Raw genomic sequence first — 14,408 nt, forward strand, 5'->3', positions numbered from 1 at the left:
CGGTGGTGGTCGGGCCGGGGTCACGGGGGTCGCCCCCGGTGCTCGTCCGGTGCCGGTACGGCCTCACAGTCGCTTGACCCCCTTGATCCTTCCTGCGCGTGCGGCGCGGCTGCGTGCGGCCCTCAGCCGCATCCCGCTCCGCTGGCTGCCGATCCGCAGCCCGGTGCCCGTGGCGAGCCAGCCGGCGGCGACGTCGCCGCTGCCGGAGCTGTCGGCGACGGGGTCGTTCTCGGTGCGTCTGGCGAGCGCCATGATCAGCGGAACCGTGAACGGGGCGAGGAGCAGGTCGTACACGGCGGCGGTGAACAGCAGGCTGCCGAGGCCCACATGACGGGCCGCGGTGTCGCCGACGAGGGCGCCGACCCCGGCGTACAGCAGGGTCGATCCGATCGCCGCGGCCACGACGAAGGCCATCGGGGTGAACGCGGACTTCAGCTGGCCCTTCTCGGGGCGGGCCATTCCGGCGATGTAGCCGATCAGGCACAGCACCAGGGCGTAGCGCCCGGCCGCGTGGTCGGCGGGCGGCGCCAGGTCGGCGAGGAGGCCCGCGCCGAAGCCGATGAGCGCGCCGCTGACGGGCCCGTAGACGAAGGCGAGTCCGAGGACGACGAGGAGCACCAGGTCGGGCGTGGCGCCCGGGAGCTGGAGGCGGGCGAGCACGGAGACCTGGATGACGAGGGCGACCACGACCAGGGAGACGGAGAGCAGCGTCCGGTTGATACGCATGGGGATCAGCTCTATTCCTGGTCGTTCGCCGCGTCACCGGCGGGTGTGTCGGCATTCGCGGAGGGGCTGCCGGAGGCGTCCGGGTCCGGCTTCTCGTTGACGTTCCCGACGACCTTCCCACTGGCGTCGACGAGGTCGCCGTTGGGCTGCACCGTGACCGTGACGGTCGGGGTGGGCTTGGGCTTCTCCGGCTTCTTGGGCTGCTTCGGCAGGACCATGTCGCGGGGGTCCTCGCGGGGTGCCTGGACGACGACGCCGACGATGTCGAGCTTGGTGAAGCCGACGAACGGGCGGACGTAGACGGTCCGGGTCAGGTCACCGCCCGAGGGGTCCACGCGCACGACCTGTCCGACGGGCACGCCGGGGACGAAGGGCTTGTCCTTGCTCGACCCGAAGGTGACCAGCCGGTCGCCCTTCTTCACGTCGGCCTTGCCGTTGAGGAACTGGACCGAGAGGGGCCGGGAGCCCTGTCCGGTCGCGAAGCCGAGCTCGTCGGTCTTCTCCAGGCGGGTGCCGACGGTGAAGTCGGGGTCGTTGGCCAGCAGGACGGTCGCGGTGTTCGGGCCGACCGTGGTGACCCGGCCGACGAGTCCCTCGCCGTTCAGCACGGTCATGTCGCGCAGGATGCCGTCGTTGGTCCCGGCGTCGATGGTGATGGTCCAGGAGAAGCCCTGGGCCGCTCCTATGGCGATGACCTCGGCGCCCTTGATGCCGTACTGGCCGGCTCCGGCGCTCTTGAGCATGGTGTCCAGCTGGCGGACCTTGCTGGTGTTGCGGTCGTCGCTGCCGAGCCTGGTCTTCAGCGCGGCGTTCTCCTGCTCCAGGGCCGCGATCCGGTCGTGCCGGTCACCGGACTCCCGTACGGCGCCGATGGCGTTGCCCACCGGGTCCACCGCTGCCGCGACGCCGTTCTCCACCGGTCCGAAGACCGTGGCGGCGGCCTGCCGGGCCCCGTCCACCGGTGACTCCTCACCACCGCGGATGTCGACCGTGATCAGGGCGAATGCGATGGCGATCAGCAGCACCAGGAGCAGCCGGCTCTCTCGTGTGTCCCTCACGTGCGGCGGCCGTGCCTTCCTCGTAGGAATGTTCGTGCCTGTATACCAACGTTCCGCCGTACGGGGCGGTTTGCGCCCGTACGGCGGAACATCGTTCTTCTAGCGTCGGGGCTGGGCGTCCAGCACCTGCTGGAGCGCCTCGAACTCCTCGACGCACTTGCCGGATCCGAGTGCCACCGAATCCAGCGGGTCCTCGGCGATGTGGATCGGCATGCCCGTCTCGTGGCGCAGGCGCTCGTCGAGACCCCGCAGGAGCGCGCCGCCGCCGGTGAGGACGATGCCGCGGTCCATGACGTCGCCGGAGAGCTCCGGCGGGCACTTGTCGAGCGTCGTCTTCACGGCGTCGACGATCGCGTTGACCGGTTCCTCGATGGCCTTGCGGACCTCGCTCGCCGAGATGACGACGGTCTTGGGCAGGCCCGAGACCAGGTCGCGGCCGCGGATCTCGGTGTGCTCGTCCTTCTCCATCTCGAAGGCCGAGCCGATCGTGATCTTGATCTGCTCGGCGGTCCGCTCGCCGAGGAGGAGCGAGTACTCCTTCTTGGTGTGCTGGATGATCGCGTTGTCCAGTTCGTCACCGGCGACCCGGATCGACTGGGCAGTGACGATTCCGCCGAGCGAGATGACGGCGACCTCGGTGGTACCGCCACCGATGTCGACGACCATGTTCCCGGTGGCCTCGTGGACCGGCAGTCCGGAGCCGATGGCCGCGGCCATGGGCTCCTCGATGATGTGCACCTGCCGGGCGCCCGCCTGCGTCGACGCCTCGATGACGGCGCGTCGCTCGACCCCTGTGATGCCGGAGGGCACACAGACGACGACCCGGGGGCGCGCCAGGTAGCGGCGCTTGTGGATCTTGAGGATGAAGTAGCGGAGCATGCGCTCCGTGATCTCGAAGTCGGCGATCACGCCGTCCTTCAGGGGCCGCACGGCAACGATGTTGCCCGGCGTGCGGCCGATCATCTTCTTGGCCTCGGCACCGACCGCCAGGATGCCGCCCGTGTTGGTGTTGATGGCCACGACGGACGGCTCGTTCAGTACGATGCCGCGCCCCCTGACGTACACCAGCGTGTTGGCAGTCCCGAGGTCGATAGCCATGTCACGGCCGATGAACGACATTGAGTTCCCCTTGTTCCCCATGAGGATGCGTCGGGCCTTCCCAGAAAGCGAAGAATGGCTTGTTTTAGGTAGGCGAGGGTTGGCGCTGCGGGCGTGGAAGCTTCCATCGTAGTGCCGTGTGCACGGACAACGCGCGAGGGTCCTTCGCCTGACGAGCAGAACGGCTGCCCGTTCCACCCATGGTGACGTTACGTCGGAGGGATGCGTTCCCGCGATACGGGACCCTATGCCGAAGGGCGACCGAATTACTTCGGTCGCCCCAGGTCATGAGCGCTGTTTGGCGGAGCCGAAGTCAGGAGAGGCCGGGAAAGAAAAGCTTCAGTTCTCGCTCCGCGGACTCCTCGGAGTCCGAGGCGTGGATGAGGTTCTCCCGGGTGATCGTGCCGAAGTCACCGCGGATCGAGCCGGGCGCGGCGGCGATCGGGTCGGTCGGGCCGGCGAGCGCGCGGACGCCCTCGATCACCCGCTCGCCTTCGGCCACAAGAGCGACGACGGGGCCGGACGCCATGAACTCGACGAGGGGCTCGTAGAACGGACGGCCCTTGTGCTCGCCGTAGTGCTGCTCCAGGGTCGCCTCGTCGAGCGTGCGCAGCTCCAGCGCGGTGATCGTCCAGTCGGCCTTGCGCTCGATGCGGCCGACGATCTCGCCGATCAGCCCACGCCGGACGGCGTCGGGCTTGAGAAGGACGAGGGTGCGCTGGGTCATGTACGGCTCCTTGCAGACTTCCGGTGCGGGTGAGGGCGAGATTACAGGGCTGCGGGAGCGACCCGACGGCCGGGCTTACTCTGCGTCATCCTTGGGCCGGAGCCTCGACGCCGTCCTGCGCCTCGGCCTGTGCCGCCCACCGCGCCTTCGCCTCGTCGATCTTGCGGCCGTAGTGCACGGACGCCCACCACAGGGCGCCGAAGGCGATCCCGAGGATGTACATCATCGGGACGAAGAAGCCGCTCAGGACCAGAGCGATCTGCAGCGCCCAGCCGAGCTGGACGCCACCCGGCCTGGTGATCACACCGCACAGCAGGACGGACAGCAGCATTCCGACGCCGCAGACCGTCCACACCGTGCCCATGGACATGCCGTCGAGCTTCATCGCCACGAGTCCGGCGAAGCCGATGACGAAGAACTCCCCGATCAGCGTCGAGGCACAGAGCGTACGCACAGGTCAGCGCCTTCCCAGGAGCAGCCGGGCCTCGCCGACCGTGATCACGGAACCCGTCACCAGGACGCCTGCGCCCGCGTACTCGGCTTCCTCCTCGGCCAGGGTGATGGCGGCCTCCAGGGCGTCGTCCAGACGGGGCTCGACCTGCACACGCTCGTGGCCGAAGACCTCGACGGCGATCGCGGCGAGCGCGTCCGCGTCCATGGCGCGCTCGCTGGAGTTCTGCGTGACGACGACCTCGGCGAAGATCGGCTCGAAGGCTTCGAGGAGCCCCCGGACGTCCTTGCCGTCGCTGGCGCCGACGACCCCGATGAGCCGCGTGAAGCTGAACGCCTCGCTGACCCCCTCCGCGGCCGCGAGGGCGCCGGCCGGGTTGTGCGCCGCGTCCAGGACGACCGTCGGGCTGGAGCGCACGACCTCCAGGCGGCCCGGCGAGAGGACCGAGAGGAATGCCTTGCGGACCACCTCGACGTCCAGACTGCGGGCCTGCTCCGCGCCGATGCCGAAGAACGCCTCGACGGCCGCCAGCGCCACCACCGCGTTGTGCGCCTGGTGGGCGCCGTACAGCGGCAGGAAGATGTTGTCGTACTCGCCGCCCAGGCCCCGCAGGGTCAGCAGCTGGCCGCCGACCGCGATCTCCCGCGACACGATGCCGAACTCCATGCCCTCGCGGGCGACCGTGGCGTCCACCTCGACGGCCTTCTTCAGCATGACCTGTGCGGCGTCGACCGGCTGCTGGGCCAGGATGACCGTCGCGTCCTGCTTGATGACGCCGGACTTCTCCTCGGCGATCTCGGCCGGTGTCGTGCCGAGCCGGTCCGTGTGGTCGAGGGAGATCGGCGTGATCACGGCGACCGAACCGTCGATGACGTTCGTCGCGTCCCAGGTCCCGCCCATGCCGACCTCGACGACCGCCACGTCGACCGGCGCGTCCGCGAAGGCGGCGTACGCCATGCCCGTGATCACCTCGAAGAAGGAGAGCCGGTACGGCTGCTGCGCGTCGACCATCTCGACGTACGGCTTGATGTCGTTGTACGTCTCGATGAAACGCTCGGCCGTGATCGGCGCGCCGTCCAGGCTGATGCGCTCGGTCACCGACTGGACGTGCGGCGAGGTGTAGCGCCCGGTGCGGAGTTCGAAGGCACCGAGCAGTGCCTCGATCATCCGGGCCGTGCTGGTCTTGCCGTTGGTCCCCGTGATGTGGATCGAGGGGTAGGCGCGCTGGGGTTCGCCGAGCACGTCCATCAGGGCGGCGATCCGGGTGACCGACGGTTCGAGCTTGGTCTCGCCCCAGCGGCCGGCGAGCTCCTGCTCCACTGCGCGCAGCGCTCTGTCCGTCTCGGGGTCGGCGGGGCGGTCGGGCACCGCCTCGCCCTGCGGCGGACCGGACTGGGTGCGCAGCGTCCGGCTCCCGGCCTCGATCACCGCCAGGTCGGGGTCGCGCTGGGTCTCTTCGTCGACGATCTCCGCGAAGGTGCCGTCGGGATCTGACGCGTCGTGCCGGTCTGAAGGGCGGGGCTCACTCACAGGGCCAGTCTACGGATGGCGTCGGACAACGCGCGCAGCGCCCGCCGGGGTACGTCCCCGGGGCACGTCCCCGGGGCACGGAGAAGCCCCCGCACTCCCGGTCGGTCGGGGGTGCGGGGGCTCCGTGCTCAGATCATCAGCCCTGGGGCAGATTCGCCAGCTGGGCGGTGATCCGCTCGATGTCGGCCTCCGCCTTGGCGAGCCGGCCGCGGATCTTGTCGACCACGTTGTCCGGCGCCTTGGCCAGGAACGCCTCGTTGCCGAGCTTGCCGGTGGCCTGGGCCTTCTCCTTCTCGGCCGCGCCCAGGTCCTTCGTCAAGCGCTTGCGCTCCGCCTCGACGTCGATCGTGCCGGACAGGTCGAGGGCGACCGTGGCTCCCGCGACCGGCAGGGTCGCCGTCGCGTGGAAGTCGTCCCCGGCGGGCTGAAGGCGCAGCAGCTGGCGGATGGCGGCCTCGTGCGGGGCGAGCACCGTGCCGGTGACCGTCAGCTCGGCCGGGACCTTCTGGCCGGGCTGGAGGCCCTGGTCGGAGCGGAAGCGGCGGACCTCGGTGACGACCTGCTGGACGAGCTCGATCTCCTTCTCGGCCGCGTCGTCACGGAAGCCGCTGTCCTTCGGCCAGTCGGCGACGACGACCGACTCCTGGCCCGTGAGCGTGGTCCAGAGCGTCTCCGTCACGAACGGGACGATCGGGTGCAGCAGGCGCAGGGTGACGTCCAGGACCTCGCCGAGGACGCGCGCGGAGACCTTGGCCTGCTCGCCGCCGGCGAAGAAGGTGGTCTTCGAGAGCTCGACGTACCAGTCGAACACCTCGTCCCACGCGAAGTGGTAGAGCGCGTCGCTGAGCTTCGCGAACTGGAAGTCGTCGTAGAACGCGTCGGCGTCGGCGACCGTCTTGTTCAGCCGGGACAGGATCCACCGGTCGGTGGCCGACAGCTGCTCGACGGGCGGGAGTTCGCCCTCGACCGTCGCGCCGTTCATCATCGCGAACCGGGTGGCGTTCCAGATCTTGTTGGCGAAGTTCCGGGAGGCCTGGACCCAGTCCTCGCCGATCGGGACGTCGGTGCCGGGGTTGGCGCCCCTGGCGAGGGTGAAGCGGACGGCGTCGGAGCCGTAGGTGTCCATCCAGTCCAGCGGGTCGACGACGTTGCCGAAGGACTTCGACATCTTCTTGCCGCGCTCGTCGCGGACGAGGCCGGTCAGGGCGATCGTCTTGAACGGGACCTCACCGTCCATGACGTACAGGCCGAACATCATCATCCGGGCGACCCAGAAGAAGATGATGTCGTGGCCGGTGACCAGGACGTCGGTCGGATAGAACTTCTTGAGGTCCGGGGTCTCCTCGGGCCAGCCGAGCGTGGAGAACGGCCACAGGCCGGAGGAGAACCAGGTGTCCAGGACGTCGGTGTCCTGGGTCCAGCCCTCGCCCGCGGGCGGCTGCTCGTCGGGGCCGACGCAGACGACCTCGCCGTCGGGGCCGTACCAGACGGGGATGCGGTGGCCCCACCAGAGCTGGCGCGAGATGCACCAGTCGCGGAGGTTGTCGACCCAGTCGAAGTACCGCTGCTCCATCTCCTTGGGGTGGATCGCGACCCGCCCGTCGCGGACCGCGTCACCGGCGGCCTTCGCGAGGGTCTCGACCTTGACCCACCACTGCAGCGAGAGGCGCGGCTCGACCGTCGTGCGGCAGCGGGAGCAGTGGCCGACGGAGTGGACGTACGGACGCTTCTCCGCGACGATCCGGCCCTGTCCGCGCAGCGCGCCGACGATGGCGGAGCGGGCCTCGAAGCGGTCGAGCCCCTCGAACGGGCCCGGGACGGTGATGACGCCCCGCTCGTCCATGACGGTCATCGACTCCAGGCCGTGGCGCCGGCCGATGGCGAAGTCGTTCGGGTCGTGCGCCGGGGTCACCTTGACGGCGCCGGTGCCGAACTCCGGGTCGACGTGGGTGTCCGCGACGACCGGGATGGTGCGGTCGGTGAGGGGCAGCTTGATGCGCGTACCGACGAGGTGGGCGTACCGCTCGTCGTCGGGGTGGACCGCGACGGCGGTGTCACCGAGCATCGTCTCGGCGCGGGTCGTGGCGACGACCAGCGTGTTCTCGCCCTCGCCGTACTGGATCGAGACGAGCTCGCCGTCGTCGTCCTGGTAGTCGACCTCGATGTCCGAGATGGCCGTCAGACAGCGCGGGCACCAGTTGATGATGCGCTCGGCGCGGTAGATCAGGCCGTCGTCGTACATCTTCTTGAAGACGGTCTGGACGGCGGCCGACAGGCCCTCGTCCATGGTGAAGCGCTCACGGGACCAGTCGACGCCGTCACCGAGGCGGCGCATCTGCCCGAGGATCTTGCCGCCGTACTCCTCCTTCCACTGCCAGACGCGCTCGACGAACTCCTCGCGGCCCAGGTCGTGGCGGGACTTGCCCTCCTCGCCGAGCTGCTGCTCGACCTTGTTCTGGGTGGCGATGCCGGCGTGGTCCATGCCGGGGAGCCAGAGCGTCTCGTACCCCTGCATCCGCTTGCGGCGGGTGAGGGCGTCCATCAGCGTGTGCTGGAAGGCGTGGCCGAGGTGCAGGGAGCCGGTGACGTTGGGCGGCGGGATGACGATCGTGTACGGAGGCTTCTCGCTCTCCGGGTCGGCCGTGAAGTAACCGCGCTCCACCCAGCGCTCGTACAGCTTCCCCTCTACCTCGGCCGGCGCGTACTGGGTCGGCAGTTCGGGGATGCTGGCTGGCTGCTGCGCTGCGTTCTCGGTCACGCCCCACAGTTTAGGGGCGTCACAGTCGTGCACTGAAACCGGTTTGTTGAGTAACGGTGTGCCCCCGGATGCCGTGTGCGGACGCGGCTTCCGTCAGGATGTGCGGAACGCATAAGCATTCTGGAGGGGGACAGCACCATGAGCCACAACCAGCCGGGGCCGTACGGCGGTCAGCCGCCGCAGGGCCAGCCTGGACCGTACGGCCAGCAGCCGGGTCCGTACGGCCAGCAGCCCGGCCCGTACGGCGGGCCGCCGCCCCAGGGGCAGCCGCAGGGCCAGCCCGGCTACGGCTACCCGCAGCAGGCTCCCCAGGGCGTTCCGCCGCAGCAGCAGCCCCCGCAGCCGGGCTACGGATACCCGCAGGGCCAGCAGCCGGGTCCGTACGGCCAGCAGCCCGGCCCGTACGGCCAGCAGCCGCCCACTCCCCCGTACGGCGGCCAGCCGGCGTACCCCGGCATGCCCCCGCAGCCGGGCGCCCCGAAGAAGAAGACGGGCCTGATCATCGGCGCGGCCGTGGTGGCGCTGGCGGTCGTGGCGGGCGGGGTGTACTTCCTCACGTCGGGCGGTGGCAGCGGCAACAGTGACGTGGCGGACGCGACGAAGGGCTACAAGCTGACGCCCGCCGCCTCCGTGGACGACTACAAGAAGGACTCCAAGGAGACGTCCTCGGGCCCGATGACGGGCAAGGAGAAGAAGGACGCCGAGGCCCTGGGCATGAGCAACCCCCAGAAGGCCGAGGCCCAGTACGCGAGCGGCGACCTCGCGAAGAACCCGCTCATGACCAAGATGCTCATGCTCAGTGGCGCCTGGGGCGAGGTCTCCGATCCGGCGAAGGCCGTCGACGGGATGTTCGAGCAGGCCAAGGCCGGGATCTCCGAGAGCGACAAGGACGCGGAGATCTCCCTGGTCGGCAGCCCCAAGAACGTGACGCCGCCCGGTTTCAAGGGTGCGCTGATGAAGTGCCAGGACATGAAGATGCTGAACTCCAAGGCCGACGGCACCCCGTCGGGCGGCCCCAAGGAGATGGTCATGCCGGTCTGCATCTGGGCCGACTACAGCACCGTCGCGGCAGTGATCGGCTTCGACATCGGCGGCGCCATGACCAACAAGCCCATGTCGCAGGACGAGGTGGCCGCCCTCGCGGCCAAGCTCTACAACACCTCACGCACCAAGATCTGATCCGACCCGCAACGCCGAAGGGGCGCCCGGCCGTTGGCCGGGCGCCCCTTCGGCGTATGTGCCGCCGCCGCTACGCGGACTTCTCGTGGCGGCCGCCGCCCTCGTTCTTGCCGATCGTGCGCGGCTCGCGCGGGACCAGCGTCGGGTTGACGTTGTTGCGGACGACGTCCGGGGTGATGACCACGCGGGCCACGTCCTTGCGGGACGGCACCTCGTACATCACGGACTGGAGGACTTCCTCCATGATCGCGCGCAGACCACGCGCGCCCGTCTGGCGCAGGATCGCCTGGTCGGCGATGGCTTCGAGGGCCTCGCGCTCGAAGTCCAGCTCCACGCCGTCGAGTTCGAACAGGCGCTGGTACTGCTTCACCAGGGCGTTGCGCGGCTCGACGAGGATCTGGAGCAGTGCCTCACGGTCCAGGTTGTGGACCGAGGTCAGTACGGGGAGACGGCCGATGAACTCGGGGATCATCCCGAACTTCACCAGGTCCTCCGGCATGACTTCCTGGAACTGGTCGCTCGCCTGGATCTCCAGCTTGGAGCGGATCGTCGCGCCGAAGCCGATGCCCTTGGCGCCGGCCCGCGACTCGATGATCTTCTCCAGACCCGAGAAGGCGCCGCCCACGATGAACAGCACGTTCGTCGTGTCGATCTGGATGAACTCCTGGTGCGGGTGCTTCCGTCCGCCCTGCGGCGGCACGGAGGCGGTGGTGCCCTCCAGGATCTTCAACAGGGCCTGCTGGACGCCCTCGCCGGACACGTCCCGCGTGATCGACGGGTTCTCGCTCTTGCGGGCGACCTTGTCGATCTCGTCGATGTAGATGATCCCGGTCTCGGCCTTCTTGACGTCGTAGTCGGCGGCCTGGATCAGCTTCAGCAGGATGTTCTCGACGTCCTCGCCGACGTAGCCGGCCTCCGTCAGCGCCGTCGCGTCCGCGATGGCGAACGGGACGTTGAGCATGCGGGCCAGCGTCTGCGCGAGGAGCGTCTTGCCGGAGCCCGTGGGGCCCAGCAGCAGGATGTTCGACTTGGCGAGCTCGATCGCGTCGTCACGATTCGAACCGCTGCCGTTCTCGCCGGCCTGGACCCGCTTGTAGTGGTTGTACACAGCGACCGAGAGGGCCTTCTTCGCGGGCTCCTGCCCGACGACGTACCCCTCGAGGAACTCGTAGATCTCACGCGGCTTGGGGAGTTCCTCCCACCGCACCTCGGAGGTCTCGGCGAGCTCCTCCTCGATGATCTCGTTGCAGAGATCGATGCACTCGTCGCAGATGTACACACCGGGTCCCGCGATGAGCTTCTTCACCTGCTTCTGGCTCTTTCCGCAGAACGAGCACTTGAGCAAGTCGCCGCCATCACCGATGCGTGCCACGAGGTGCTTCCCCTTCGCCTGGGAGCAGCCTGGTTCAGCGGCTCCTGGTGCCTCTATCCGACGGTACCTTGCCTGGCCCCCCGTACGGGCCCCCCTTGGCACGGTTCACACGGCCGTGGCCGTGCATACGGAATGTGCCAAGGGGAAAGACCGACGTCAGACGGACGCGCCGGCTGTGGTCTTACGGGTGGACACGATCTGGTCCACCAGACCGTACGCGAGTGCGTCGTCCGCGGTAAGGATCTTGTCGCGCTCGATGTCCTCGCTGATCTTCTCCAGCGGGGTCGTGGAGTGCTTGGCCAGCATCTCCTCGAGCTGCGTGCGCATCCGCAGGATCTCGTTGGCCGCGATCTCCAGGTCGGAGAGCTGCTCGCGGCCGGTCTGCGAGGACGGCTGGTGGATGAGGACACGGGCGTGCGGGAGCGCCATGCGCTTGCCCGGGGTGCCCGCGGCCAGCAGGACGGCGGCGGCGGAGGCCGCCTGGCCCATGCAGACCGTCTGGATGTCCGGCTTCACGAACTGCATCGTGTCGTAGATCGCGGTGAGCGCGGTGAACGAGCCGCCGGGGCTGTTGATGTAGATCGAGATGTCGCGGTCCGGGTCCATCGACTCGAGGCACAGGAGCTGCGCCATGACGTCGTTGGCCGAGGCGTCGTCGATCTGGACGCCGAGGAAGATCACGCGCTCCTCGAAGAGCTTCGCGTACGGGTCGTACTCACGCACACCCTGCGAGGTGCGCTCGACGAAGCGCGGGACGACGTAGCGGTTGTCCACCTGCGGGCCGGTGTAGAGGCCGCTCGCGGAGGCGCCGGGGAAGTTGTTCATGTGGGTGTTCACCATCCTGGTGGCGTTCATGGGGCTGGAGGTCTCGGCGTACGAGAGGGTGCGGGGTGGTGCGCGCCTGGGTCAGGCGCCGGTGCCGCCGCCGCCCGGGATGCCCGACGCGAACGTGATGATCTCGTCGATGAGGCCGTAGTCCTTGGCCTCCTCGGCGGTGTACCAGCGGTCGCGGTCGCCGTCGCGGATGATCGTCTCCACGGTCTGACCGGAGTGGTGGGCGGTGATCTCCGCCATGCGCGTCTTGGTGCGGAGGAGGTACTGCGCCTGGATCTTGATGTCCGAGGCCGTACCGCCGATGCCGGCCGAACCCTGGTGCATCAGGATGTCGGTGTTCGGGAGCGCGAAGCGCTTGCCCGCCGTGCCACCGGTGAGCAGGAACTGGCCCATCGAGGCCGCCATACCCATCCCGATGGTGACCACGTCGTTCGGGATGTACTGCATGGTGTCGTAGACCGCCATGCCCGCCGTCACCGAGCCGCCGGGGCTGTTGATGTAGAGGTAGATGTCCTTGTCCGGGTCGGCGGCAAGGAGCAGAAGCTGTGCGGTGATCTTGTTGGCGATGTCATCGTCGACCTGCTGACCGAGGAAGATGATGCGCTCGCCGAGCAGTCGGCTGTAGACCTGGTCACCGAGGCCTCCACCGAGGGACGGCTCTCCGGCGGCGTAGGGCATCAGATTCGTCACGTATCCACCTGCTCGTCTCTGACGGCTCCGGCCGTCTCAGCGTCTTCGTACCGGGTGGGCCGGGACTACCCGACCCTTCCTCTTCATGGACCCTAACGCGCAGGTGGGACAACGCCATCCCGCTTCCCCAACTGTTCGCTGGGAGCGCAAGGTCCGCAGTCCGCACAAGGGTTCCAGGGCGCGGGCCGATACGACGGCGGGCCCCGGACGCGGTACGTCCGGAGCCCGCCGTGCGGTTCAGATCAACGGGAGGAGCGAGGCTCAGGCCTCGTTCTTCTCGTCCTTCTTCTCGTCGGCTGCCTCGGTGTCACCCTCGGCGGCCTCGACCGTCTCCGTGTCCTCGTCGTCCTCGAGCTCGACGACCTCACCGTTGGTGTCGACGACCTTGGCGGCCTCGACGACGACGGCGAGCGCCTTGCCGCGGGCGACCTCGCCGACGAGCATCGGCACCTGGCCGCCTTCGACGACGGCCTGGGCGAACTGGTCGGGGCTCATGCCGGAGGACTGCGCACGCCGCATGAGGTGCTCGGTGAGCTCCTCCTGGTTGACGTTCAGCTTCTCCTTGTTGACGAGCTCGTCGAGGATGAACTGGGTCTTGATGCCCTTGATCGCCTGCTCGGAGGTCTCGGCCTCGAACTCCTCGAGCGTCTTGCCCTGGATCTCCAGGTACTTCTCGAGGTCGAGACCCATCTGGCCGAGCTGGTGGTGCTCGAGGTTGTGCTTGCGGGTCTGGACCTCGTCCGCGAGCAGCTTCTCGGGGATCGGGACCTCGGCCAGCTTCAGCAGCTCGTCGAGGACGCGCTCCTGGGCCTGCGTGGCCTGGTCGTACTGCTTGGTGTTCTCGAGGCGCTTGCGGCTGTCCTCGCGGAGCTCGGCGAGCGTGTCGAACTCGCTCGCCATCTGCGCGAAGTCGTCGTCCAGCTCGGGCAGTTCGCGGGCGGCGACGGCGGTGACCTTGACGGTGACCTCCGCTTCCTTGCCCTCGGCGGAGCCGCCCTTCAGCTCGGAGGTGAAGGTGGCCTCGCCACCCGCCTCCAGGCCGGTGACGGCGTCGTCGATGCCGTCGAGGAGCTCGCCGGAACCGATGGTGTACGAGACACCCGCGGCCACGCCGTCCTCGAGGACCTCGCCGTCGACCTTGGCCTCCAGGTCGATCGTCACGACGTCGCCCTCGGCGGCGGCGCGCTCGACCGGGTTGGTGGAGGCGAAGCGCTCACGGAGCTGCTCCACGGCCTTGTCGACGTCCTCGTCGGTGACCTCGAGTGCGTCCACGGTGACCTCGATGCCGGAGTAGTCCGGGATCTCGATCTCGGGACGGACATCCACCTCGGCGGTGAAGGCCAGCAGTTCGCCGTCCTTGAGCTCGGTGATGTCAACCTCGGGCTGGCCCAGAACGTTGAGCTCACCCTCGTTGACAGCCTCGGTGTAGAACTTCGGGAGGGCGTCGTTGACGGCCTCCTCGAGCACGGCACCGCGGCCGAACCGCTGGTCGATGACGCGGTTGGGGATCTTGCCCTTACGGAAGCCCTTCACCGTGACCTGCTGGTTGATCTTCTTGTACGCCGCGTCGAGGCTGTCCTTGAGCTCCTCGAAGGGCACCTCGATGCTGAGCCGAACCCGGGTCGGGTTCAGGGTCTCCACGGCGCTCTTCACGGTTCGGTCTCCTTGGTGGCTGACTTCTTGGGGTTCTGCTGGGCCGCCGATCGGCGGCTTCGCGGACCGAGCCCGGTACATCAGACACACGGGCACGCATTTTGCATAGTAACGGCAAGGGGGATGACTCCCACAATGCGATCTTGCCGGTGGTCGGGGTGGCCGGATTCGAACCGACGACCTTCCGCTCCCAAAGCGGACGCGCTACCAAGCTGCGCCACACCCCGTCGGTGCGACACGAAGGGTACATGCAGACGCGCGGTGCGTCGGCCTCTTCGCACGGACCGTCACCGGAGCGTGGCGGGCGCCGTCACGGGGGCACGCCGATACGG

Annotated in this window: 12 protein-coding genes and 1 tRNA gene; 1 reads left to right on the forward strand and 12 read right to left on the reverse strand. The window is 68.7% G+C overall.

The genetic code is table 11. The features are described 5' to 3' along the window. Window positions 1–63: 63 nt before the first annotated feature. From mreD to OHT61_RS10805, 7 genes are all read right to left on the reverse strand, one after another. Window positions 64–726 (reverse strand): rod shape-determining protein MreD, encoded by a 663-nt coding sequence (gene mreD / locus OHT61_RS10775; protein ID WP_329037248.1) that lies wholly within the window; start codon window positions 724–726, stop codon window positions 64–66. An 11-nt stretch (window positions 727–737) separates the two neighbouring features. Next, the gene (gene mreC / locus OHT61_RS10780) at window positions 738–1,784 is read right to left on the reverse strand and encodes a rod shape-determining protein MreC (protein ID WP_329037250.1); all 1,047 of its coding nucleotides are present in this window, start codon (window positions 1,782–1,784) and stop codon (window positions 738–740) included. Window positions 1,785–1,883: 99 nt separating this feature from the next. Continuing rightward, entirely contained in the window at window positions 1,884–2,903 is a 1,020-nt protein-coding gene (locus OHT61_RS10785; RefSeq protein WP_329037252.1) for a rod shape-determining protein, read from the reverse strand. A gap of 292 nt (window positions 2,904–3,195) precedes the next feature. Then, entirely contained in the window at window positions 3,196–3,609 is a 414-nt protein-coding gene (gene ndk, locus OHT61_RS10790) for a nucleoside-diphosphate kinase (RefSeq protein ID WP_329037254.1), read from the reverse strand. A gap of 85 nt (window positions 3,610–3,694) precedes the next feature. Further along, window positions 3,695–4,063, reverse strand: a complete 369-nt coding sequence (locus OHT61_RS10795; protein ID WP_329037256.1) for a DUF4233 domain-containing protein — start codon at window positions 4,061–4,063, stop codon at window positions 3,695–3,697. A gap of 3 nt (window positions 4,064–4,066) precedes the next feature. Next, complete coding sequence (gene folC / locus OHT61_RS10800) at window positions 4,067–5,590, reverse strand: bifunctional tetrahydrofolate synthase/dihydrofolate synthase (protein ID WP_329037258.1); 1,524 nt, start codon at window positions 5,588–5,590, stop codon at window positions 4,067–4,069. A gap of 136 nt (window positions 5,591–5,726) precedes the next feature. Next, entirely contained in the window at window positions 5,727–8,348 is a 2,622-nt protein-coding gene (locus OHT61_RS10805) for a valine--tRNA ligase (protein WP_329037260.1), read from the reverse strand. Between the two features lie 138 nt (window positions 8,349–8,486). Here OHT61_RS10805 and OHT61_RS10810 point away from each other — a divergent pair, with 138 nt between their 5' ends. Then, window positions 8,487–9,527 (forward strand): hypothetical protein, encoded by a 1,041-nt coding sequence (locus OHT61_RS10810; RefSeq protein WP_329037262.1) that lies wholly within the window; start codon window positions 8,487–8,489, stop codon window positions 9,525–9,527. 70 nt (window positions 9,528–9,597) lie between these two features. Here the strand turns inward: OHT61_RS10810 and clpX are convergent, their stop codons facing one another. The 5 genes from clpX to OHT61_RS10835 all read right to left on the reverse strand — a co-directional run bounded on the left by clpX (window position 9,598) and on the right by OHT61_RS10835 (window position 14,303). Beyond that, entirely contained in the window at window positions 9,598–10,899 is a 1,302-nt protein-coding gene (gene clpX / locus OHT61_RS10815) for an ATP-dependent Clp protease ATP-binding subunit ClpX (RefSeq protein ID WP_329037264.1), read from the reverse strand. Window positions 10,900–11,055: 156 nt separating this feature from the next. Then, window positions 11,056–11,739 (reverse strand): ATP-dependent Clp protease proteolytic subunit, encoded by a 684-nt coding sequence (locus OHT61_RS10820; protein WP_019992624.1) that lies wholly within the window; start codon window positions 11,737–11,739, stop codon window positions 11,056–11,058. 66 nt (window positions 11,740–11,805) lie between these two features. Next, on the reverse strand, window positions 11,806–12,411 hold the full coding sequence (locus OHT61_RS10825) for an ATP-dependent Clp protease proteolytic subunit (RefSeq protein ID WP_327122356.1): 606 nt from the start codon (window positions 12,409–12,411) through the stop codon (window positions 11,806–11,808). Between the two features lie 273 nt (window positions 12,412–12,684). Next, entirely contained in the window at window positions 12,685–14,076 is a 1,392-nt protein-coding gene (tig, locus tag OHT61_RS10830; RefSeq protein ID WP_329037265.1) for a trigger factor, read from the reverse strand. 150 nt (window positions 14,077–14,226) lie between these two features. Then, window positions 14,227–14,303: transfer RNA gene (locus OHT61_RS10835), tRNA-Pro, on the reverse strand. Between the last annotated feature and the right edge of the window lie 105 nt (window positions 14,304–14,408).

It is taken from the genome of Streptomyces sp. NBC_00178, from assembly GCF_036206005.1.
In the GTDB taxonomy this organism is placed as follows: domain Bacteria; phylum Actinomycetota; class Actinomycetes; order Streptomycetales; family Streptomycetaceae; genus Streptomyces.